23 protein-coding genes and 1 tRNA gene are annotated in these 23,099 nt (G+C 48.3%); 9 read left to right on the top strand and 15 right to left on the bottom strand.

The features are described 5' to 3' along the window. Positions 1–21 precede the first annotated feature (21 nt). The 4 genes from ACFS7Z_RS05310 to ACFS7Z_RS05325 form a co-directional block, all read right to left on the bottom strand. Positions 22–1,917: an OmpA family protein gene (locus ACFS7Z_RS05310; RefSeq protein ID WP_377481994.1), complete on the bottom strand. Its 1,896-nt coding sequence runs from the start codon at positions 1,915–1,917 to the stop codon at positions 22–24. A gap of 83 nt (positions 1,918–2,000) precedes the next feature. Continuing rightward, the gene (locus ACFS7Z_RS05315) at positions 2,001–2,483 is read right to left on the bottom strand and encodes a hypothetical protein (RefSeq protein WP_377481996.1); all 483 of its coding nucleotides are present in this window, start codon (positions 2,481–2,483) and stop codon (positions 2,001–2,003) included. Between the two features lie 132 nt (positions 2,484–2,615). Then, positions 2,616–3,401 (bottom strand): (Fe-S)-binding protein, encoded by a 786-nt coding sequence (locus ACFS7Z_RS05320; RefSeq protein WP_377482545.1) that lies wholly within the window; start codon positions 3,399–3,401, stop codon positions 2,616–2,618. Positions 3,402–3,594: 193 nt separating this feature from the next. Further along, on the bottom strand, positions 3,595–4,968 hold the full coding sequence (locus ACFS7Z_RS05325) for a 4Fe-4S dicluster domain-containing protein (RefSeq protein ID WP_377481999.1): 1,374 nt from the start codon (positions 4,966–4,968) through the stop codon (positions 3,595–3,597). 167 nt (positions 4,969–5,135) lie between these two features. Between ACFS7Z_RS05325 and ACFS7Z_RS05330 the strand changes: the two genes are divergently transcribed. Beyond that, positions 5,136–5,208: transfer RNA gene (locus ACFS7Z_RS05330), tRNA-Phe, on the top strand. Between the two features lie 521 nt (positions 5,209–5,729). Here the strand turns inward: ACFS7Z_RS05330 and ACFS7Z_RS05335 are convergent. After that, positions 5,730–6,125 (bottom strand): YybH family protein, encoded by a 396-nt coding sequence (locus tag ACFS7Z_RS05335; protein ID WP_377482002.1) that lies wholly within the window; start codon positions 6,123–6,125, stop codon positions 5,730–5,732. Between the two features lie 451 nt (positions 6,126–6,576). Between ACFS7Z_RS05335 and ACFS7Z_RS05340 the strand changes: the two genes are divergently transcribed. Continuing rightward, a complete protein-coding gene (locus ACFS7Z_RS05340; protein ID WP_377482005.1) occupies positions 6,577–7,083 on the top strand; it encodes a TlpA family protein disulfide reductase in 507 nt (168 codons plus the stop codon). Here the strand turns inward: ACFS7Z_RS05340 and ACFS7Z_RS05345 are convergent. Next, on the bottom strand, positions 7,080–8,165 hold the full coding sequence (locus ACFS7Z_RS05345; protein ID WP_377482008.1) for a DnaJ domain-containing protein: 1,086 nt from the start codon (positions 8,163–8,165) through the stop codon (positions 7,080–7,082). The genes ACFS7Z_RS05340 and ACFS7Z_RS05345 overlap by 4 nt on opposite strands. A 193-nt stretch (positions 8,166–8,358) precedes the next feature. On the opposite strand from ACFS7Z_RS05345, the gene ACFS7Z_RS05350 reads away from it, so the two are divergent. From ACFS7Z_RS05350 to ACFS7Z_RS05360, 3 genes are read left to right on the top strand one after another with little or no spacing between them, the layout of a single operon-like run. After that, entirely contained in the window at positions 8,359–8,739 is a 381-nt protein-coding gene (locus ACFS7Z_RS05350) for a phage holin family protein (protein WP_377482011.1), read from the top strand. Beyond that, a complete protein-coding gene (locus ACFS7Z_RS05355; RefSeq protein WP_377482014.1) occupies positions 8,736–9,392 on the top strand; it encodes a hypothetical protein in 657 nt (218 codons plus the stop codon). Before ACFS7Z_RS05350 ends, ACFS7Z_RS05355 begins: the two co-directional genes overlap by 4 nt. Beyond that, a complete protein-coding gene (locus ACFS7Z_RS05360; protein ID WP_377482017.1) occupies positions 9,382–10,146 on the top strand; it encodes a geranylgeranylglyceryl/heptaprenylglyceryl phosphate synthase in 765 nt (254 codons plus the stop codon). Before ACFS7Z_RS05355 ends, ACFS7Z_RS05360 begins: the two co-directional genes overlap by 11 nt. On the opposite strand, the gene ACFS7Z_RS05365 is transcribed toward ACFS7Z_RS05360, so the two are convergent. The 7 genes from ACFS7Z_RS05365 to panC form a co-directional block, all read right to left on the bottom strand. Next, entirely contained in the window at positions 10,129–11,055 is a 927-nt protein-coding gene (locus ACFS7Z_RS05365) for an AraC family transcriptional regulator (RefSeq protein WP_377482019.1), read from the bottom strand. The two genes, ACFS7Z_RS05360 and ACFS7Z_RS05365, sit on opposite strands and share 18 nt — an antisense overlap. Positions 11,056–11,214: 159 nt before the next feature. Then, positions 11,215–12,354: an acyl-CoA dehydrogenase gene (locus ACFS7Z_RS05370; RefSeq protein WP_377482022.1), complete on the bottom strand. Its 1,140-nt coding sequence runs from the start codon at positions 12,352–12,354 to the stop codon at positions 11,215–11,217. 217 nt (positions 12,355–12,571) lie between these two features. Then, positions 12,572–13,252 (bottom strand): zinc metallopeptidase, encoded by a 681-nt coding sequence (locus tag ACFS7Z_RS05375; protein ID WP_377482025.1) that lies wholly within the window; start codon positions 13,250–13,252, stop codon positions 12,572–12,574. 18 nt (positions 13,253–13,270) lie between these two features. Then, a complete protein-coding gene (gene rfaE2, locus ACFS7Z_RS05380) occupies positions 13,271–13,759 on the bottom strand; it encodes a D-glycero-beta-D-manno-heptose 1-phosphate adenylyltransferase (protein WP_377482028.1) in 489 nt (162 codons plus the stop codon). Continuing rightward, a complete protein-coding gene (locus tag ACFS7Z_RS05385; RefSeq protein ID WP_377482031.1) occupies positions 13,743–14,789 on the bottom strand; it encodes a lysylphosphatidylglycerol synthase transmembrane domain-containing protein in 1,047 nt (348 codons plus the stop codon). The genes rfaE2 and ACFS7Z_RS05385 overlap by 17 nt, the downstream gene beginning before the upstream one ends. A 9-nt stretch (positions 14,790–14,798) precedes the next feature. Next, positions 14,799–15,146 (bottom strand): aspartate 1-decarboxylase, encoded by a 348-nt coding sequence (gene panD, locus ACFS7Z_RS05390; RefSeq protein WP_377482034.1) that lies wholly within the window; start codon positions 15,144–15,146, stop codon positions 14,799–14,801. Positions 15,147–15,243: 97 nt separating this feature from the next. Next, positions 15,244–16,101: a pantoate--beta-alanine ligase gene (gene panC / locus ACFS7Z_RS05395; RefSeq protein WP_377482037.1), complete on the bottom strand. Its 858-nt coding sequence runs from the start codon at positions 16,099–16,101 to the stop codon at positions 15,244–15,246. A 136-nt stretch (positions 16,102–16,237) separates the two neighbouring features. Here panC and ACFS7Z_RS05400 point away from each other — a divergent pair, with 136 nt between their 5' ends. Beyond that, entirely contained in the window at positions 16,238–17,050 is an 813-nt protein-coding gene (locus ACFS7Z_RS05400; RefSeq protein ID WP_377482040.1) for a glycogen/starch synthase, read from the top strand. A gap of 112 nt (positions 17,051–17,162) precedes the next feature. Continuing rightward, positions 17,163–18,998 carry a glutamine--fructose-6-phosphate transaminase (isomerizing) gene (gene glmS, locus ACFS7Z_RS05405; RefSeq protein ID WP_377482043.1) on the top strand — a complete coding sequence of 612 codons (1,836 nt, stop codon included), beginning with the start codon at positions 17,163–17,165 and terminating at the stop codon, positions 18,996–18,998. Positions 18,999–19,064: 66 nt separating this feature from the next. Here the strand turns inward: glmS and ACFS7Z_RS05410 are convergent, their stop codons facing one another. Next, positions 19,065–19,742, bottom strand: coding sequence for a 3-hydroxyacyl-CoA dehydrogenase family protein (locus tag ACFS7Z_RS05410; protein WP_377482046.1), 678 nt, complete (start codon positions 19,740–19,742; stop codon positions 19,065–19,067). Between the two features lie 51 nt (positions 19,743–19,793). Between ACFS7Z_RS05410 and ACFS7Z_RS05415 the strand changes: the two genes are divergently transcribed. After that, complete coding sequence (locus tag ACFS7Z_RS05415; protein ID WP_377482048.1) at positions 19,794–20,174, top strand: RidA family protein; 381 nt, start codon at positions 19,794–19,796, stop codon at positions 20,172–20,174. Between the two features lie 117 nt (positions 20,175–20,291). Here ACFS7Z_RS05415 and ACFS7Z_RS05420 read toward each other — a convergent pair whose 3' ends face one another. Then, positions 20,292–21,314, bottom strand: a complete 1,023-nt coding sequence (locus ACFS7Z_RS05420; RefSeq protein WP_377482051.1) for a YihY/virulence factor BrkB family protein — start codon at positions 21,312–21,314, stop codon at positions 20,292–20,294. A 183-nt stretch (positions 21,315–21,497) separates the two neighbouring features. Here ACFS7Z_RS05420 and gltX point away from each other — a divergent pair, with 183 nt between their 5' ends. After that, the gene (gene gltX, locus ACFS7Z_RS05425; protein ID WP_377482053.1) at positions 21,498–23,039 is read left to right on the top strand and encodes a glutamate--tRNA ligase; all 1,542 of its coding nucleotides are present in this window, start codon (positions 21,498–21,500) and stop codon (positions 23,037–23,039) included. Positions 23,040–23,099: the final 60 nt, after the last annotated feature.

Here is a 23,099-nt window from a genome sequence, read left to right on the forward strand (position 1 = left end):
TCGTTTGTAGCGCTACACTGATTACTCTTGTATACGTACCACTTTGAATTCGGTACGCCGGTTACGCTGGTGTTCTTCCTCTGTAGTGGCGTTCGGCACCACAAGGCGGTTTTCACCATAACCTCTGGCTGTGATGCGCGAGCGGTCAATGCCCTGCGTAATAATATACTCCACAGCAGATTCGGCACGACGCTGCGACAGGTCCAAGTTATAAGCATCGCTACCACGGGCATCCGTGTGAGAGCTCAACTCAATAGAAATACCTGGATTATCATTCAGTATCTGCACCAGTTTGTTTAATTCTTCTGCTGCATCCGGGCGAATGTTCGCTTTATCGTAGTCGTAGAAAATGTTCTCCAGCACAATCGCCTTCTCCCGCACTATTTCGTTCAGCACCAGGGTAGCTGTCAACCGTACTTCGTTATTTTCCTCTGTTAGTTCATCCTGCGGAGGTATTTTCCCTACTGTGGTTATCTGCTCACGGGCTGTAAAGAAACCAGGCTTCTCCGCTACCAATGAATAGGTGGAGGCAGAATCCAGGACGAACGTAAACTGCCCGTTCGCATCCGTTGTTGCAGTGCGCAACCTCTGACCGCTTGCATCCTGCAGCACTACTGTGCTGTTTGGTACTGCCGTTCGCTGGCCAGTGCCCTCAGTCTGCTGGTATAGTGTGCCATCTACAAAGAAGTTAACCTGCTTGCGGCCGCTCTTCACAAAACGGTACAGGTCATCGCCTCCTTTGCCGCCCTCACGGTTAGAGGAGAAGAAGCCCATGTTGCCCATCCCGATGTAGATACCGAAATCATCGCCTGGCGAGTTGATGGGTGGCCCCATGTTCACCGGCTTCCCCTTCTCAATGCGGAAAAGATCCAGGTTACCTAAACCCGGCAACCCATCAGAAGCAACATACAACGTACCATCCGGCCCTACAGACACAAAGCTTTCGTTACCTGCCGTGTTGATATCCGGCCCGAGGTTCTCCGGCTTTGAGAAGCGACCATTATCGTCAAGGGTTGTTTTATAGATATCGTTTCCGCCCAAGCCACCCCTGCGGCTTGAGGAGAAATATAGTGTTTTGCCGTCTGGGGAGAAAGCTGGGGAAGAATCCCAAGCCTGTGGGTCGTTGATGCTGAGCAGCTGTGGATCTGTCCAGGCGCCGGAGCGGAAGTTAGAAATAAACAGGTCCACGTTCTGGCGACCTTTCTTTGTGCCTTCATTGCCACGGGCAAATATCATGGTGCGTCCCTCATTCGTGAAGGTGGCCAAGGCATCATGAATTCCCTCTGCGTTGATGTTTTCGTACGGACGCACAGCACCGCCCATTTCAGCGGCAGAATCTGTTAGCGTAGTGGCATAAAGATTCAGGAAGCCTTCTCCGTTGCCCATGTATTCCTTTCCAGGGCCACGTGTGGAGGAGAATACCAACTCATTGTTCAGTACATAAGGCGCAAACTCTGATGCTTCCGTGTTTAGGGCCTCCAAGTTAGCAACTTTGTAAGGCGAGGTCAGGCGTAAAATGTTGCTGAGGGTGCCAAGTGTTTCTACCTCACGGGCTGCCAGCGCCTTTAGCTGCGGGCTGGTGCCTACGCGCACATAGTCCTGTAGCTGTCGCAGCGCCTCCTCATACTGCCCGTTCGCTTTCAGGGCAAGGCCATAATAGTAATAGGCATCCTCTCTGCGGAAATTACCATCGAGCGCTGCCTTGTAATAGGGCATTGCTTCTGCTATGCGGTTAGACAGGCGGTAAGCCTCCGCTATTTTATAATTTACCTCTCCAGGGTTGTTGGTGTTTGCCAGCGCCTGCTTATAGAATTCTATGGCACGCTCAAACTGCTCCTGCTCAAAACGTTTGTCGCCTTTGCTAAGGTACTGGCTTGCGCCGCAGCCGCCAAGTACCAGCATGAGTAGCAACAACATACCGGTGAATCTGAGTTGATGCGCTATGGATTTTAATTTCAGCATTTGATGCATGAACAAAGTATGGTTAGGGTTTTGCCGGATCAGAAATAGCGGGAAAGCCAGCTGTTGCCGGCATGCCGTGGCCAGGATTCCTGTAGCTCTCCGTAATTATTTACTAGTGTATCAAAGTATAATGTATTCTTGCTAATCTCGCCAGCCGCTACCTTGTTTTTCAACTCCTGCATACTCACCAGTTCTACCTCCCCCTCTTTCAGGAACGCCAGCCGGGTACGGTCGAAAAAGGAAACCTGAAGCTGCTGCTCCAGTTCCCGCACAAAGTTCACTGATTTATCTATGGAGCAACCACTGGCAGCGGCAGCGGTTTCGTTATTGGCCAGCGCTAGAAACTGGCCGTGGAGCAGCTCAGCAGAAGCCTGAAGGCCAGTCCCATGACTGCTCCACTCCTCTGCAAAACGCTGCAGCATCGGTTTTATTTTATCCTGCTCCGCCTCCGTTAAGGGCCTGTTAGCCTGGTAAATCCAAAGGCGCGCATGTGGTGGCAGTTCGTTAAACGGAATGTACATTTTTATTGATGATTGTTGTTTGATGATTGCTAAAATGCTTGATGGTTAAATGGCTGCATTGTTTAATGGTTGAAATATTAGCAGCAATTTAATAGTTCAAATGTTAAACAATTAACGATTCACAATCATCAATTATTTACTAAGCCCTTCTGCCTGTGCAATCAGTTCGGCAATGTCGAAAACTTGTACGTTTTCTTCCTGATCCTTGTTCTTTACGCCATCGTTCATCATGACCATACAGAAAGGACAGGCTGTGGCAATTACACTGTTTCCGGCAGTACCTAAAGTAGCCAGTGCCTCTTCTGTTCTCTCTATATTCACGTCTTTCCTGCCTGGCTCCGGTTCTTTCCACATCTGAGCTCCCCCGGCACCACAGCAGAGGCCGTTTGCACGTACGCGCTTCATTTCTACCAGGTCTGCGTCCAGGGCCGCTAGTACCTCGCGCGGCGCCTCGTAAATATCGTTGGCGCGGCCCAGGTAGCAGGAGTCGTGGTACGTAATGCGGCGTCCTTTAAAAGGCTCTCCCCCCTTTACATGTACCTTGCCTTCGTTAATCAACTGCTGCAGGAACGTAGAGTGGTGAATAACCTCATAGTTACCACCCAGGTTTGGGTACTCGTTTTTGATGGTGTTAAAGCAATGCGGACAGGCCGTCACGATTTTCTTCACGTTATAGCCGTTCAGCACTTCGATGTTGGTAATTGCCTGCATCTGGAACAGAAACTCATTGCCGGCACGTTTGGCAGGATCGCCGGTGCAGCTTTCTTCTGTACCCAGCACAGCGTATTTTATACCTACATGCTCCAGAATCTGTACAAAGGAACGTGTTACTCTTTTATAACGGTCGTCAAAAGAACCTGCACAGCCCACCCAAAACAGGATTTCCGGCTCTTCGCCACTTGCAGCCATCTCAGCCATGGTAGGCACTTTCACTAATCTCTTGTTATCTTCCATCTGAAGGGAAATCTATCTACTTTTTGCAGCCGCCGCTGCTTGGTTTGTTGTTGATTGTTTATTGCTGATTGTTCAATGGTTATATAGTTAAATTGTTAAATGGCTGTTTTAGTATTTTACAGGACTTAACAATTTAACCATTTAGCAATACAGCCATTTAGTTTCTGCTCGGCACATAAATCTCTTCCGCCCAGTTAAAGCGGTCTGCAGCAGAGAAAGCCCAAGGGGCGCCGTTGTTTTCGATGTTGGTGAACATGGTATTGAGCGAAGCCGGCGCAGCAGACTCTTCCAGCACCAGGTAACGGCGCAGGTCCATGATAACGGACAGCTGGTCGATGTTTACCGGGCAGGACTCCACGCAGGCGTTGCAGGTAGTGCAGGCCCAGAGTTCCTCTGGTGTGATATAGCCGCGCAACAGCGTTTTCTCATCTGTCACGTCAACCCGCTCTTCGCCTAATTCTTTGTAGTGGTTTGGTGCAAAGATTGCCGGATGCTCTCCCTTTTCCTCCATCCTGTCGCGGGTATCCATTACAATCTTGCGCGGGGAAAGCAGCTTACCTGTTATGTTAGCCGGGCAAACAGAGGTGCAGCGGCCGCACTCGGTGCAGGTGTAGGAATCCATCAACTGCTTCCACGTCAGGTCTTCCACATCCTTGGCTCCGAAGCGCTGGATAATCGGGTTGCCTTCTGCATCCACCTCCGGGGCCGGCGGCTGGTAGCCCGGGTCCAGCATTGCCTTGATTTCATGCGTGATAGCCGGGTTTGTGGAAAATGTTCCCTTCGGCTTCAGGTTGGAGTAGTACACGTTCGGGAAAGCCATGATGATGTGGAAGTGCTTGGAACTTGGCAGGTAGTTCATGAACGCCAGAATACCCAAGATATGGAACCACCAACCTACTTTTGCAATCACATAAAGCTGTTCCGGGTCGTTTCCGAGCAGCCCGACAAAGAGCTGGCTGACGGGGTAGTAGCCTACCACTTCGCCACCTGTCAGTTGCACGCGCTTCATGTCTGCCGTGTTGAAGACAAACAGCGCGAACATCAGCACAATCTCCGTCACCAGAATGATGTTCGCGTCTATTTTTGGCCATGCACGTAGTTCTACACCATTCCAAAGGCGGGGCACCTTTGTTACATTACGCCGCCACAGGAACATAACGCAGGCAATGATTACGAGCGCCGCCAGAATCTCATTCAGGGCCATCAGGCCGCTGTAAAGTGGCCCCACAAAACCAAGTACACGGTGCGTGCCGAAAATACCATCAATCAGAATCTCCAGTACTTCTATATTGATTACTATAAAGCCCACATATACAAACAGGTGCAGCACAGCAGGCAGCATGCGCTTAAACATTTTCTGCTGCCCGAAGGCTACCAGCAAGGTCTTATTGATACGCTCCGAAGGGTTGTCATTTAGCGTTACATCCCGCCCCATCAACACGTTTTTGCGGATTTTTTGGATCTGCCAGATAAACAGACCTATGCCAATGGCAGCCACAATCAAAAAGATAATATTCTCTATTCCTATCACGGCAAACTATTCGTTATACATACTAATTTATATCTAAAGATAGCAAATACTGAGAATAATGTACGCTGGATGCATTTTTAAAATATTTTTCGCCAGAATATTTGCTACTTAAAAGTTCCTTACTACTTTTGCATACCCTTACGGAACAAGGGGGCACAACTAGAGCTGGTGATGTAGCTCAGTCGGTAGAGCAAAGGACTGAAAATCCTTGTGTCGGTGGTTCGATTCCACTCATCACCACGAAAACCCCTGTCAGAAATGGCATGGGTTTTTTGCTTTCCTGAAAGGAACAAGTGCCTTTTAGGAAAGCAACCTCTAACCCTCTAGTTGCCTAAAGCTGCACAAGGCGTATTCTCCCTGCTTTGCCCACACAGTAGCATATAAACCTGTTCATACAAGAAAAGTTACCTGTAGCTCTGGGCGCCTCACATGAAGACAAAATATTACCCGTACAGCCGAAGCAACGCTACGCTGATACCATGCAGGCGCAGTTGTGTTTTATTGAAAGTGCTGGTTAGCAGAAAGTGAAAGGCCAGCTTAAAGGTCCTTTAAGAGGTGAATACACAAGAAGGATATGCTGCTATCCAGAACTATATAAAATTGAAAGCAAGTTATAGCATCGATATGGATAGTTGATGCAGCGGAATGCATCGTTCTTCCCTATACGTGCAGGTGTGGTTCATACAAGAACCAGCTTAGGCGAGTACTTTCTTAAGCATCAGCCAAAACATGCAGGCAACATACCAGCAAGCCGTGAAAGCTTACCCCTCTGCTTTCAGGTTACTGTTAAAGATGTCGCGGTGCAATTTCCATTCTCCGTTTTGGCGCTTCCAGACAACCACATACTTCGACTGGTCTATCACCTGTCCATTCTCGAGTGCAAGAGTGGCGCGGCTTACCTCGTACGCGGTATCGCCGAGTTGCTCCACCTCCCGTATCCGAAGTTCTACTGACTTAACTCCCTTGTCCATCACACTTTGCCAGAACCTCTGGATATGCTCGCGGCCTTCTATAAAGCCATCATTTGGAGGCAGCACCATTCCATTTTCAGTATAAAGTGCTGCCATGCCCGCAGCATCTCCGCTACGGAAGGTCTCCATGAACTTCTGGTTAGCCCGCTCGATTTCACTGCGAATACCGTTTGAATCGTTCTCCATCGTTTAGTTTCCTTTCTTCTATTTGTTGAATAAGTTATTTTTTTAAGCTTCACGACGCCAGCTAAAAAACGTAATTACATTTTATTGACTTCTATGACTGCACATCATAAAGCGCATACCGCCATGGGAAAGTGCAGTTTCAGCCATCGGCTTTTACTTATATGCTGAATAACCATCTTTTCTTCTATTTAGTACTTAAATCACAAAAATTTGTTATTAAAACAGAGTGTATAGATAAAATACACAGATTACGTGCTTCTAACGCTGGTTGAGCCACGGGTTTAGATTGAATTTTCTCAGTTTATTTCAGGTTATACCAGAAACAAGAACGAGATGGATAAACTTAGATGGAGCGCTATTTTTGCTGGCATGGCTGCGGGTATCGGCACGGTGCTCGTGCTCACCCTGCTTTATTTTTTCTTTTTCATGAAAATTCAACTTTAGACCTGGCATGAGCAGAAGAAGGATATTTTGGATGGCCTATGCAACAGGCTTTATGGTTGCGGGCATCATTGCAGTTTTCTCCTTAACGATGCTGCACAAACTGGTGCCACAAAACGTTGACTGGAAAGCGCTGCAGCTAACAGACCTGCAAGGGAAAGCTGTTTCACTGAAAGATTATGAAGACAAAGTATTGCTGGTAAATGTGTGGGCCACCTGGTGCAAGCCGTGTATTCAGGAAATGCCTACCATGGACAAACTGCAACAGCAGCACCCTGATAAACTGGCTCTTCTTACTGTTTCAGACGAAGCTGTGGACAAACTCAGGAAGTTCAGAAACCGCTACAACTATAGCTTCAGCTTTATTAAGGCCAACACGCCACTTGCAGAGCAGTCGCTGACCGTGTACCCTATGACTTATCTACTTTCTCCGGATGGCGATGTGGAGGCTGTCTATTTAGGAGCCCTAGACTGGAACAGCCCCAAAATACAGAAGAAGTTATTGCAGTTGAATTAGTTCTGGCAATTGGCCTCCAGTTCCAGCAGTGCTGCCGAATAACCCAGCTGGTAAGCCTGATAAAGATGCACACACGCTGAGTCAGACTGCTGCTCTATCTCTGTGCGCCCCAACAGGTAATAAACGCGGCCGTTTCCTTTATCCCTGGCCAGAGCCCTACGGTAGTCCTGCTCCGACATATCATACGCTCCCAGTTTGTAGTATCCAAAGCCACGGTAAGTCAGTGCCGCCACTACATCCGCTTTGTTGCTGCTGTTATGCAGGTATAGGGACAGATCGGCAATGGCCGGCGCATACTTGTTCAGGTAAAACAGCCGCACCTCTCCCCGTGCCAGGTGTGCGCTCCAAAGTGTGTCGTTCAACGCTATTGCCCTCGTTAAATCCTCTTCTGCCTGCTCATATTTCTTCAGCTGCTGGTAGCTGCGCCCGCGCATGTAGAACACCTGCGCCGATGGCCGCTCCCGCAATGCAATTACCCTGTTTAAGTCACGCAGAGCAGAGGAGTAGTTGTCGAACACATTCAGCTCTATTTTAGCCCTTGCCTCGTAAGCGGCAGCGTTCTCTGGCATGAAATCTATTGCATCCGACAGCAGGCTGTGCGCACTGCTGTACTTGCCGTCTTCTATGTAGGTTAAGGCTGTTTTATACTTGTCTTCGCCCGTAATATGATCCATGGCTACCTTCAGCAGCAGACTAAAGAACAGCAGCCCGGCCACAAAACCAAACGTAATGTACCAGTCTTTGCGGGAGAACTTGTTGTCGTCGCGCCTGATATTTCGGTAATGGCGCTCCGACACACCTGCTGGCTGCCGTGTCCGGGCAAAACGCGGATCCTCATATTTCACCACCGCACGCTGCTGCTGGCGCTGGAACTGCAGGCGCATGTCATAGCGGGCCCGCTTGTTGGGGTTCGACAACGTTTGGTAGGCACTGTTCACGAGTTTAAACAGCTCCTCGGCACGCGCGTTCCCCGGATTGCGGTCCGGATGGTACTTGAGCGCGAGCCGCTTGTAGGCCACTTTCACCTCTTTAAGAGAGGCTTCCGGGCTTATACCTAAAACGTTATATAAATTGTACTCCAAGCAGGTGTAAGGCTAAGAAAGTCGATGTTAAATTTAACTAAATCCGGACAAGATATCGCAAAATCCGTACTACACTTTTAACTTCTTATAAACATTATATACGCATTACGTACTTTAACTTAATTATACTTTACGTAAATTTTTGCTTACACCCTCGTATACAGGTTAAGCGTAAAAAAAGCTAGAACAAACTATGGCAATACAAGACAACGAAACACGGGACCGAAATCCCAACCTCATAGAGAACCTGATGGGGTACATTGATACCAGGATTGACATCATCAAGCTGGAGATCCAGGAAAAGTTAAAAGCTGCTTTCGTCAGCACACTTCATTTTGCTTTGCTTGGTATTATTGCGTTCATGTGCTTCATCTTCCTTAACCTTTTTCTGGGCCTGCTCCTGAACGAACTGCTGGACAGCTCTTTCTGGGGTTTTGGCATTGTAGCCCTCCTTTACATCATCATTCTGGTTATACTACTAGTAGGCCTAGATAAAAAGGCATTCCAAAGCATAGCGGACAAATCCTTTGACAACACAATATATAAATCGGACAAAAGAGAACCACACGTATGAGCGAGTTATCCAATCCTTTATTTAACAATGAGCGGGAGTTTTTAGAACGACAGAAAGAAGAGTATAAAAACGCCCTGATGGGTGATGTTGATCATATAAAATCCCAGGGACAGGAGTATGGCAAGAAAGCAGCCATGGCTGGCGGGGTTTTATTGGCTGGTTACCTGCTCAAACGCATGATTAGTGGCGGTGCAAGCAAAGTAAAGTCCATAAAGGCTGAAAAGAAGAAGAAAAAGGCAGAGAAGAAGAGGGCTGCCAAGGCTGTCGCGCCAGACCAAAGGCATGTGATTGACATACCGTCCTCCACGCCTATTATTGACTATGACTCTCTTATGCATGAGCAGGAGGATGAGTACACTATCTCCTCTGAGCGTACGCCGCATGCCGAACACATCTACTCCACGAACGAGCATACCACGCACGAAGAGGGAAAAAAGAAGACTAAACAAAAATCTAAAGGGCTGACAAAGTCTGGGGTGGGCAAAATGCTTACACAGCAGGCAGTTGCTTTTCTGCTGATTTATGCGGGCAAAAAGCTGGAAGAATACTTACACAGTGTCTCTGAAAATAACGATATTGCAGCTACGCCTGTAGTAGAGGTTACTGAGATAGAGACAACGGAGTATATCGTTCCAAAAGAGGATGCCATTTAACAACCATCAACAAAAACAACAATCAAAAACAGGCAGGAAGCATTTCGCAGTTCTGCTCGACCCCGACAACCTGACGGAGGCTTCCTGCCTGAACCTTCTTGACGTAATCGCGTCTCACCCCATAGATTTCTTTTTTGTTGGTGGCAGCTTGATTACCACTGATAACCAGTCTCACATCATCCGGTTACTGAAAGAGAATTCGGCCACACCCATCATACTTTTCCCAAGCAGCGGCCAGCATATAGACAAGCAGGCAGATGGCATTTTGCTGCTCTCTCTCATCTCCGGCCGTAACCCTGAATTTCTTATTGGCCAGCATGTGGTTTCTGCTCCGGCGCTAAAGGCAAGCAGGCTGCAGGTGTACCCTACCGGTTATATTTTAGTAGACTCCGGCCGCCAGACCACCGCTTCTTACATGAGCAGTACAACCCCTATCCCATACGATAAGCCAGCTATAGCCGCCTGCACTGCCATGGCTGGCGAACTATTGGGCCTGCGCTATATTTACTTGGATGGCGGCAGTGGCGCCCTCAAGCCAGTTGCCTCAGAAATGATTGCAGCGGTGCGTGAGGCCGTGGACATTCCTTTGATAGTAGGTGGCGGCATCAACACAACACACAAGGCGAAAGCAGCGCTGGAGGCTGGCGCCGATGTAATTGTGGTAGGCAACCACATAGAAAAAAACCCCGGCTTTTTGGCCGAGGTTTCTAGTCTTGTCTCTTCTTATAATGTTGCCTTAGATGTTCACCGCTGATTCACGGCGGCGCATCTTACCGGCAGGTATACCAAACATCATCTTAAAGCGACGGCAGAAGTAAGCGGTATCTTTGTATCCTACTTCCTTACCAATCTCTCGGATGCTTTTCTTGGTGGTGCGCAGTAAGAATACGGCACGCTCCATACGCTGGTATTCGATGTAGTCCTGTGGATTGATGCCAGTTAGCATTTTGAAGTACTGCCCTACATAGTCTTCAGACACATTCGCTACATTGGAAAGAACCTTGTTTGACAGGTCGCCGCCAATGTTCTCCTTGATATAGTTGAACAGGTCGATGAGGCGTGGATCCTTAAAGTAGGTGCTGTTTGTTGCCAGTTGCTCCACGAACATTCTGTTGCGCAGGATGTGGCGCACAATCTCCACTACAATCTGCTCTGTGTACAGGTTGATCAGGCGCTCTTTACCTGGCAGTTCCTGCATGTTCTCTTCCACTACCTTGATAACAAGGTTAGCTAACTTGCTGTTGTTAGATATAAGGAACGCAGGAAGATCCAGAGAGGCAAAGAAGTTAACGGAGTCGAATACTTTTGCTTCGAAGCTCACATAGCTATGACTCTCTTCTGCATCACCGATCAAATCCAGATCGTTGTTGCTCTTAAAGAACTTTTCCCTGTTTGTGATCAGGTCATCATTTGTGATGGACTTGCCTTCACCTGATGGACCATAGGTAACTTTTGTACTTCGGCCGCCTGGAATAAATAGAAGTTCCCCTTCTTCTACCATTTGTTCCTCATTGCCAAAAAAGATGCTGCCCTTATGGAGCAGAATCAAATTGTTACCAACATCGTAGTAGTTACGCACCGTAAAAGGCTGCTGCAACACCAGATTCTTAGCTTTAATGAACCGCACCCCAAGCGATTCAATAATTTTATTATAATCTTCCATGTATGTTTACCAACTAACTTTTATACTGTTTATCCTTTATTTTGGCCTAAAGCTAAGATTAATCTAGATAAAATTCAAAAAATTTTAAAAATTAAATTTTAATTAGAAAAAGCATATTTTAAGCATAAACAACAGACGTACAGCTATTTAACACATTTTTTATTTAAGCAGTTCTCTTGAAATTACTATTTTTTGTATCTCTGAAGTTCCCTCATAGATTTGTGTAATTTTAGCATCACGCATTAAGCGCTCCACATGGTACTCTTTTACAAAGCCATAACCGCCATGCACCTGCACTGCCTCCACCGTAGTTTCCATGGCCACCTTGGATGCAAACAGCTTCGCCATAGCGGCAGATTTTGTGTAATCCTGGTGTGTGTCCTTGTCGTAGGCTGCCTGCAGGCACAGCAAACGGGCAGCTTCAATATTGGTCGCCATTTCCGCCAGCTTAAACTGAATTGCCTGGTGCTTTGCAATCTCCACTCCAAATGCCTTGCGCTCCTGCGCATACTTAACCGCCAGCTCATAGGCACCAGAAGCAATACCAAGCGCCTGCGCGGCTATACCAATACGGCCACCAGCCAGTGTCGCCATCGCAAACTTGAACCCGAAGCCGTCTTCGCCGATGCGGTTTTCCTTCGGCACCTTCACATCTGTAAACATCAACGAATGTGTGTCGGAACCTCGTATGCCCAGTTTGTTCTCTTTCTTGCCGACTACAAAACCTTCCATGTCGCGCTCCAAAATCAGAGCATTAATTCCACGGTGCTTCTTCTCCGTGTCTGTCTGCGCCATTACAATGTACACAGAAGCGGTACTGCCGTTTGTGATCCAATTCTTGGTGCCGTTCAGCAGGTAATAATCTCCTTTATCTTCGGCAGTAGTACGCTGTGAGGTAGCATCGGAGCCGGCCTCCGGCTCCGACAAACAGAACGCTCCGATAACCTCACCGGTGGCCAGTTTGGTCAGGTACTTCTGCTTTTGCTCTTCTGTACCAAACGTTTCGAGGCCCCAGCAAACAAGCGAGTTGTTCACTGACATCACAACAGAAGCGGAGGCATCTATTTTTGATATTTCTTCCATGGCCAGTATATAGGATACGGCATCCATACCGCCACCGCCGTATTTCGGGTCCACCATCATTCCTAAGAAACCTAATTCGCCCATCTTCTTTACCTGCTCGGCTGGAAACTTCTGGTGCTCATCACGCTCAATTACGCCGGGCAGCAGTTCTGTCTGGGCAAACTCTCTGGCGGCAGCCTGTACTGCCAATTGTTCTTCCGTAAATTGAAAATCCATTCTTGATCTATCTATAGAAATATTCTTATAAAACTTATCTGGTACAAAACTAAGAATTCGGTGGCATTTATTAAACTCTAAATTCTACTTATTATTATGCAATACCTCGTGTCTGTTACTTATTCCGGTTGTTCTGGTTCTGCTTTTCCAGAAAAAAAAGCGCTACCTGTACAAAAAGTACAGGTAGCGCTTCACAATCAGGCAGATTGAAAATTATTTAGTCGCGACGGCCCATCAGCAGCGACACGTAGTACAGCAGGGTAGCCAAAGAGCCCAGCGCGGCAACCACATAGGTAAGGGCAGCCCACTTCAGCGCGTCTTTTGCCATGCCATGCTCCTGCGCAGTCACCACACCTCTTCTGTCAATCCAGGCAAGGGCACGCTTACTGGCGTCAAACTCAACCGGCAGTGTAATAAAACTGAAGATGGTTGTTAAACCAAACAGCGTCACACCAATGGCCAACGGCAAAGGCGTTGTCTGCAACAACAGGATACCTATCAGGATAATCCACTGCATGTAACGGGAGGCGATGCTAAGCGCTGGTACCATGGCCGAACGGAACTTCAGGAAGCTGTATGCTTTGGCATGCTGCACAGCGTGACCACACTCGTGGGCCGCTACCGCAGCAGCAGCCGCACTGCGTGCTTCGAACACGTACTCGCTCAGATTTACCGTTTTGTCGGCTGGGTTATAATGGTCTGTCAGGCGGCCCGCTACAGACATCACGCGCACATCTGTGATACCATTATCAGCCAGCATCATCTCGGCTATCTCCCGGCCGCTCAGGCCGGAGCTAAGTGGCGTCTGAGAGTACTCTTTAAATTTACTCTTTAATCTATAGCTCACCCACATGCTGATGAGCATGAAAACGATACCAATAAAATATATTCCTATCATGATTTTATTTATTCTTAATTAATTGTTCAACTGCTTCTCTATTTTCTTTACGATATTAGTGGTAGAGTAGCCCTTTACAAGGGGCACTGTTTTTACTTCGCCACCCCGGGCCAGCACTACCTCATGGCCCACAATGCTTTCTACGGTATAATCATCTCCTTTTACCAGAATGTCCGGCTGAACCGCCTCTATTAGCTCCAGAGGCGTGTTTTCGTCGAACAGCACTACTGCATCTATAAACAAAAGGGATGCCATAATTCTGGCGCGTGACATTTCGTCCTGCAAGGGTCTGCTTAGGCCTTTAATACGGCTGACAGAGGCATCTGTGTTCAGGCCCAGCACCAGCTTATCGCCAAGTTGTCTGGCTTTTTCGAGGTAATCGACGTGGCCGAGGTGGAGGAGGTCGAAGCAACCATTCGTGAACACAATTTTCTGGCCCTGGTTGCGCCAGGCGTTCACCTGCTCCTGCAGTTGCGGAAGAGAGAAGATTTTATCTTTTGAGTTCATGGGGTTCTGCTTTCGTTTCGGAAGAGAGCACATGTATAACACCGCGCTTACGCAGCATGCTCCCCATAAAACTAAGCACTCCCATTAAAACCACCAAAAGTGTTTGCGAGGTGTGCGCCAGCAGGGCATAAGCCATACCGGCCTCTTTAGGTACTCCATACAGCAGCAGCGTGGCCTGCACCAACAGGTGGTACACCCCGATGCCTCCCTGCACCGGCGCCGCCATACCTAGGCTTCCTACCACCAGCACCGACAGGCCTGCCCCCCATGATAAATCTGATGTGGCGGGCAAAGCGTAAAAAACTACTAAACTCATACCATAGTACAGCACCCACACAAAAACAGTGTGACCCCAGAAAACTGCTTGGTTATCCAGTTTGGTAATACTGAAGACACCTTTGAGCATGCCTTTCACAAAATCAACCGCTTTGCGGAAGTAGGTGTTTTTACGCAGGCGATTCAGGTAGCGTAGCCCAATGACCAGCAGCATCACCGCGAGGCCCAGCAGCACCCAGAAAAGCCAGTACAGAGAGCTCATGCTTTGCTCCACGTTGGTGTACCTGTCGGATACAAGGCTGAGGAAAAACGACTGGATGCGGCCAAACTCAATCAGGAAGGTTAAGCCGATGGCCACCAGCAGCATCACCATATCAATGATACGCTCCGCGATAACAGTACCGAAACCCGTGTTTACAGGCACTCCGTCTGTGCGCCGAAGCACGCTGCAGCGCACAACCTCCCCCATGCGGGGCAGCACCAGGTTGGCCACGTAGCCAATCATCATGGCACTATAGGTATTGCGCAGCGAGGGATGGTAGCCGGTAGGCCTGATCTGCATCTGCCAGCGGATAGCGCGGCTTACATAAGCCAGCACACCCATCGCCAGCGACAGCAGCACCCATTCATAGTCTGCGTTGAGGAACTCCGCCCACATCTTCTCAAAGTCCAATTCCTTTAGCGCATACCACATCAGAAACGCGGATACACTCAGCAGTAAGACTGGCTTCAGAACAGAGAGCAGCTTCTTCATAAAAAGATGTTATACCAGACGGTTGTGCTGGTCGGGGAATACGAGGGTTGGGGTATGGCTCTTCGCATCTTCGAACTTGATGCTGCAGTAAGAGATAATTATCACAATGTCACCTACCTGCACTTTGCGTGCTGCAGGTCCGTTGAGGCATACAGTACCGGTACCACGCTCTCCCTTGATAACATAAGTCTCGAACCGTTCCCCGTTGTTGATGTTTACAATCTGTACTTTTTCATTCTCCACCACATTGGCCGCATCCATCAAATCTTCATCAATGGTGATGCTACCTACATAATGCAGTTCGGCCTGTGTTACCTTGCAACGGTGAATCTTGGATTTTAATACCTCAATATACATGGCGTATTTCTGTAATGAGGCGCAAAGTTAGAGAATTGGCATCATATTAACTACCATAGTCCGAAGCGCTAACATTGGTTCTCAGAAGCAAAACAAGCTATCCTTCGTTTAAATTCACGAGGATGTTATCGATAAGGCGCACAGGACCTACTACAGCCGCAATGCAAAGTGCCACCTCTTCCACCTTTGTTATATCTTCTACCGGCTGCAGTGTGCCTGGGTCAGCGATTTCGAAATACTCCAGCGCTACCCCATCCACGTTTCCGAGAAAAGCAGCCACTTCTTTCTTTATCTCCGGCACAGACTTTTGGCGCAGCTGCGCCTCTGCTATTTTAAGGGCCTTGTATAAACTGGGGGCAGCCTGCCGCTGCTCCAGGTTCAGGCGCGTATTCCTCGACGACATGGCCAGGCCGTCCTGCTCCCGCACAGTCGGGAAGCACACCAGATCCAGGTCAAAGCTAAGCGTATGCACCAGTTGCCGCACAATGGCTACCTGCTGCAGGTCTTTCTGCCCAAAGTAGGCGCGGTGTGGCTGCACCAGGTGAAAAAGCTTGCTGACAATGGTGGCGACCCCGTTAAAATGGCCCGGCCGGTGTTCTCCTTCCATCACATCTTCCAGTGCTCCGAAACTAAACTGAAGAAGCGGCTGTTGTGGTGGATATACCTCCTCCGGGCTTGGAGCAAAAAGTATATCGCAGCTAACTGTTTTCAGGAGCGCGGTGTCTTCGTCCAAAGTGCGGGGGTATAATTTATAGTCATCCGGATTATTGAACTGCGTGGGGTTTACGAAGATACTGCAAATCGTTACATCGTTCTCTTTAGCGGAGGCATGAAGCAGCTGCAAGTGCCCTTCGTGCAGGGCACCCATGGTAGGTACAAAGCCAATGCTTTTGCCGCTACAGCGTAATGCCTGCACCCGCTCCCGGATGGTACTAACCTGCTTTATAACTTCCATGTCGGTCCTATACATTTTTGGGATTGGTCAAAGCCGGCAAAAGTAAGTTGTAACGTTTAGAATTGAAAATTAGAATAAAAATTGCTAATTTTGCACGTCCCATTACTGTTGCTTTTTAAATTTTAACCACATATCCATGTCAAAACTGCGAATCTTATACGCCGCCACCGAGATGAATCCCTTCCTTCAGACCAGCAAAGTAGCTGAATTTCTTCAGACGCTACCGCAGGCAATGCAAGAACGGGGAATGGAGATCCGCATTTTTGTGCCACGTTTCGGCCTGATCAATGAGCGTAAGAATCGCCTGCATGAGGTGGTCCGCCTTTCCGGTATCAATATCGCTGTCGGCGATGACGAGAAACCACTGGTAATAAAGGTAGCCTCGATCCCAAATGCAAAGCTACAGGTTTATTTTATCGACAACGAAGATTATTTCCACAGAAAGTCTGTTTTTGTTGATAAAAACAACAAGTTTCATGCTGACAACGATGAGCGCGCTATCTTCTTCTGCAAAGGTGTGTTAGAAACTGTAAAGAAACTGGGTTGGGCGCCAGACATTGTACATTGCAACGATTGGATGACTGGTTTAATACCAATGTACCTGAAGACGACCTACAAAAAGGATCCTATCTTCAAAGATGCCAAGTCGATGTTTACGGTGTACAACCACAACTATACTCAGAAATTTGACGAAGGCCTGCTGGAAAAGGTGAAGATGATGGACATTGACGACAGCATGCTCACAGAACTTCTATCTGCTGACTGTGATGGTTTTGTTAAATGTGGCATGAAGTACGCTGATGCTGTTATCAAAACCAACGAAGATTTTGGAGACAGCATTAATGCAATTTTCAACGAGTTTAAGAAGACAAAGAGCATCAGCACGGTTAGTCCTGATGAGACGCTTCTAGACTCTTATTATGAACTTTATAACCAGCTTGGTCAATAATATCGCTAACCGCTGCGTTAAACTTTAAGCAGAGTTAAGCTAAATACGTTTATATATTTAGATAAATAGGTACCTTTGCGGTACCTATTTTATTTTATAACGAAAACAGATTATGTGTGGAATTGTAGCATACGTTGGGCATAGGGAAGCTTGCCCCATCATTTTAAAGGGTCTGAAGCGGCTAGAGTACAGGGGCTATGACAGCGCAGGTGTTGCGTTGATGAATGGCTCTCTGAACATATACAAGAAAAAAGGGAAGGTAGCCGATTTAGAGGCCTTTCTCTCAGATGTAAACACACACGGAAACATTGGTATGGGCCATACCCGCTGGGCCACCCACGGAGAACCAAACGACGTAAACGCACACCCACACCCCTCTACCTCCGGAAACATTGCTATAATCCATAACGGTATTATAGAGAACTATGCTTCGCTGAAGAAGCTCCTGACAGAGAAAGGCCATACGTTCCAGTCTGACACGGACTCAGAAGTATTCATTAACCTGATTGAGGATATCCGCAAAAACAATAACTGCACCTTGCCAGAGGCAGTGCGACTGGCTATGCATGAAGTAGTAGGCGCTTACGCCATTGTGGTATTAGCCCAGGACAGCCCCAATCAGCTGATAGCAGCCCGTAAAGGTAGTCCGCTGGTGGTGGGTGTTGGCAAGGGCGAGTACTTCCTTGCTTCAGATGCCACGCCTATTATTGAATACACAAACGAAGTGGTATACCTGAACGATTACGAGCTGGCCATTATCAATGAGGGCAAGCTGGAGATCCGGACAAAAGAGGACGTAGAGCAAACCCCTTATGTACAGACGCTGGAGATGGCTCTGGAGTCTATCGAGAAAGGTGGCTACGAGCACTTCATGCTGAAAGAGATATTTGAGCAGCCACGCTCTATCCTTGACAGTATGCGTGGCCGTATGATTGCCGACAGCGACCACCTCATGATGAGTGGTATACGGGAGTACGAGAATAAATTTGCCAAGGCAAAACGCATCATCATTGTAGCCTGCGGCACCTCATGGCACGCTGGCCTCGTTGCAGAATACCTTATAGAAGATTTTGCCCGCATCCCTGTAGAAGTAGAGTATGCTTCAGAGTTCCGTTACAGGAACCCGATTATCACAGAGAAAGACATCGTTATTGCCATTTCGCAGTCTGGTGAGACCGCCGATACACTGGCTGCCATTGAGCTGGCAAAGTCTAAAGGAGCTACCATCTTCGGAATTTGTAACGTAGTAGGTTCCTCTATTGCCCGCGCCACAGATGCCGGTGCTTATACGCACGCAGGTCCGGAAATTGGTGTTGCCAGTACAAAGGCCTTTACTGCCCAGGTAACGGTGCTGACGCTGATTGCGATGATCATAGGCAAAAAGCGCGGAACACTGGAAGAAACAAAGCTTCGCCAGCTCATGGTTGAGTTGGAAACTATACCTGCCAAAGTAGAGCAATGCCTGCAACTGGATGACCAGATAAAGACAATAGCCGCCAAGTATAAAGATGCCACTAACTTCATCTACCTTGGCCGTGGCTACAACTATCCGGTTGCCTTGGAAGGTGCGCTGAAGCTGAAGGAGATTTCTTACATACATGCAGAGGGTTACCCGGCGGCAGAGATGAAGCACGGTCCAATTGCCCTGATAGATGAGCAAATGCCAGTGGTAGTTATTGCCACGAAAGACAGCTCGTATGAAAAAGTGGTTTCTAATGTGCAGGAGGTGCGTGCCCGCAAAGGGAAGGTAATAGCCGTTGTAACAGAGGGAGACACTACTATACCGTCCATGGCGGATTACGTGATTGAGATACCAGAGACAAGCGAGCACCTGATGCCGCTGCTGTCTGTTATTCCACTGCAGCTACTGTCGTACCACATTGCAGTAATGCGCGGCTGTAACGTAGACCAACCACGTAACCTGGCAAAGTCTGTAACGGTAGAGTAAACACAAGTTTAATCATATAAAAAGGGAGCCATTGCTGGCTCCCTTTTTTATTTTACTTATAGTTGTTTAAAACTGCTCTCCCTTCAGGTACTTTGTCTTAAGCAAAGGACAGATTTTGTAGCGTTCATCTTTGGTGTCTTCATATACGGCTTTCAGCACTTCGTACACATTGGCTACCCCCATTTCATTAGCCCATTCAAAAGGACCTTTCGGATAGTTTGTGCCCAGTTTCATGCCCTGGTCTATGTCTGATATGCTGGCAGTTTCTTCCTGTAAGGTGAAGCAAGCCTCGTTGATGATCATGCAAATCATGCGCGGGGTCACCATACCTACTCTGTCGTCCACCAGCAGGTACGCTGTGTTTAAGGCAGCACATACTTCTCTTAACTTATCTCCATGCTCTGGATTCAGCAGGCTAACCTCCAGCACCGGCCGGTTCAGCAACGTTGGAAGGCCGTTAAAACCAATCAAGGTGCAGGGTTCTTCTAAATCAGCCTCTTTTACCAGCGCCGCCAGTTGCACCGTTGCGGCATTGCAGAACACTACCTGTTCCGGTGCATAATAGCTCAGGCGCCCTGGTTGGTTGTGCAGCAGAAAGTCGAAGATGATGTCGGTTGGCCGCAGTTGCTCTCCATGCAGGTTATGGTGGTGCAAAAAAGAAAAGCTCACCTCTTCATTCACCTCCGGGAACTTCTGCTTGAACTCTCCGGCCATTTCAGCGTCTGATAAAACAACTATGTGCATAAAAATTCAGTACTTTTGATAGTAAAGATACAATTTAAAACGAATCCAATTATGGCACACAGTATCATCACCTCTCCCCAGGCTCCTGCTCCCATAGGCCCTTATAGCCAGGCAACTCTTGCAAACGGCACCCTTTACGTATCAGGCCAGATTGCGCTAGACCAGGCAAGCGGAGAGTTAGTTAACAACAGCATTGAAAACGAGACACACCAGGTCATGAAAAACCTCAGCGCCATTTTACAGCAGGCGGATATGAGCTTTGAGAACGTGTTAAAGTGCACCATCTTCGTAAAAGACCTGAACAACTTTGGCCGCATCAACGAAACTTACGGCAGCTACTTCACCAGCAACCCGCCTGCCCGCGAGACAGTGGAAGTAAGCCGGCTGCCAAAAGACGTAAATGTTGAGATCTCCTGTATCGCAGCTAAATAAGGCAAAAGAATAAAGAACTAGTAAAGGACAAAAGAAGAGGGTAAACGAAAAGCTCCTTTGTCTTTTGTCCTTTACGTTATCCACTTTATAACTTTAAACTTACAGCTCCTAACTCCATTAGATGTTGGCTCCCTGAGCGGCAGCTCCTTCATCTCTCTCTTCAGCGGCTTTCTCTTCTGACTCACCATAAACCTCTTCTTCGTGCGGCCCCGGATCGGCGTTAACGGCTGAGTTCCCAACCTCTACCTGCCTCCGGATAACACGCACCGCGTACTCTGCAGGATAGATGTTGTAGCCGTACTTGCGGGAATACACAAACGTGAACACAGCCCCGAAAAAGATAATTTGGGAGGTGAAAAATACCCATGTCAGGATAACGACCACAGAACCTGCCGCTCCATATACTGAGCCTACATCGTTCCTGCCCAGGTAAAATCCGATAAGGCCACGGAAAGCAACGAACAATAAAGAAGTAACCAGCGCACCAACCCACACATCACGCCACTTTATCTTTGCATCAGGCAGAAACTTATAAATGCAGGCGAACAGGAATGACATCAGCACCAGCACAGATAGAAAGTTTCCAATATGCAGCACATATACCACCCAACTGGAGAAGCGCGTGGTCAGAAAGTCGCCAATAGCCACTAAAACGGCATTCGCCAGCAGCGAGAGCAGGAGAATAATAGCTATGGCCAGGATCATCCCAAAGGACAGGAACCTGTCTAAAACAAGCTTCAGGTAGCCGTGCTTGGGCTTCGGCTTCACATACCATATTTCATTTAGTGAGTCCTGTAAGGAGATAAAAACACCTGTGGCTGCAATAAAAAGCGCAATAACACCCACAAAGGCCGCCAGGCTCACGTCAGAGAACTCATTCACGTTCTCTACCATTTTCTGAACAGAATAAGCCCCCTCGGTTCCTATTACTTCCTTAATCTGGTAGTATATCTCACCCGACACAGCCTGCCTCCCAAAGAAGTACCCTGCGGCGCTGATGATGATGATAAGCATGGGTGGCAGGGCGAAGATGGTGTAGTAAGCCAGGGCGGCGCCTTTCTGCCAGGAGTTGTTGTCCATAAACTCTAACATTGTCTCCTTCAATAAGCTCCACACTATCTTAAGCCGGCTTCTTACCATAGTAATCCTTTGGGTCCTTTACTAAGCAGATACGGAAATATCTGATTATGTTTATAAAGAATTAACCTGCTCCACCCTTGCTTGTTTGGGCTCCGCCGCCTTTGATGGTGCAGAACTTACCTAAACGAACTTTATTTTGTACCTTTGTGCCGAATTAGAACGATCTGCATCAGAGAAGAATACATGGAAAGAGAAGTTAGAGTACGCTTTGCCCCAAGCCCGACCGGGCCTCTCCATATTGGTGGTGTGCGCACTGCCTTATATAATTACCTGCTCGCCCGCAAAACGGGTGGCAAAATGATATTGCGCATCGAAGACACCGACCAGACACGCTTTGTGCCGGGCGCTGAAGACTACATCCGGGAATCGTTGGAGTGGTGCGGCATTGAACTGGACGAGAGCCCGTGGAACGGCGGGCCTTATGCCCCTTACCGCCAGTCGGAGCGCAAGCCGATGTACATGCAGTATGCGCTGCAGCTCATCGAGAGCGGCCATGCCTACTATGCCTTTGATACCGCTGAGGAACTGGAGGAAATGCGAGAGCGCCTGAAAGCGGCCAAAGTGGCCACGCCACAGTATAACGCCATCACACGTGCCACTATGCGGAACTCGCTCACCCTGCCGGAAGATGAGGTGAAGCAACTCCTGGAGTCAGGTGAGCCTTACGTTATCCGTCTGAAAGTGCCCCGCAAAGAGGAAGTGCGCCTGAAAGACCTGATTCGTGGCTGGGTAATGGTACACTCTTCTGCCATTGATGATAAAGTACTGATGAAGTCGGATGGTATGCCAACGTACCACCTGGCCAACATTGTAGACGACCACCTCATGAAGATTACACACGTTATCCGTGGGGAGGAGTGGCTGCCATCGGCACCGCTGCACGTATTGCTGTACCGCTACCTGGGCTGGGAAGACACCATGCCGGAATTTGCCCACCTGCCGCTGCTCCTGAAGCCAGACGGTAACGGAAAGCTAAGCAAACGCGACGGTGACAAACTAGGGTTCCCGGTATTCCCGCTGCGCTGGCAGGACCCGAACACAGGCGAGATATCCAGCGGCTACCGCGAGAGCGGTTACCTGCCAGATGCTTTTGTGAACTTCCTGGCTTTCCTGGGCTGGAACCCGGGCACACAACAGGAGCTTTTCTCTATGGACGAGCTAATTCAGGAGTTCTCTGTAGAGCGCATTGGTAAGTCAGGCACGCGTTTCGATATTCAGAAGGCCCGTTGGTTTAACGAGCAGTACCTGCGCGCCAAGCCAGACAGCGAGCTGGCAGATTACCTGCTGAAAGCGCTGGAGGAGCACGATATTACCACTTCGCATGAGAAGGCAGAGAAGATTGCTGGGCTGATGAAAGAGCGCGTGAGCTTTCCGCAGGATTTCTGGCAGGAGGCGAAGTACTTCTTTATCGCCCCGACAGAATATAGCGAGAAAGTGGCTTCTAAAAAGTGGAACAGCCAGTCTGTTGCTGTTTTTGAAGACTTTAAGAATGAGCTCTCTACGCTGGAGAATTTTAATGCCGATACTGTGAAAGAGCTCCTGACAAACATTCTCGACCGCCATAACATGAAAATCGGGCAGGTGATGCAGGCACTTCGCTTAGCCGTAACAGGCGCAGAAGCAGGCCCGGACCTGATGCACATCATTGAGGTAATTGGCCGGGAGGAAACTACTTCCCGTATCGAAACTGCTATTGATAAACTCAGTGTATACGCTACTGCGTAAGCAGCATATTTTAGATAAAGAGAAAGGCTAGCCATACTGGTTAGCCTTTTTTATTTCCTG

It is taken from the genome of Pontibacter toksunensis (assembly GCF_042686245.1).
Classification (GTDB): domain Bacteria; phylum Bacteroidota; class Bacteroidia; order Cytophagales; family Hymenobacteraceae; genus Pontibacter; species Pontibacter toksunensis.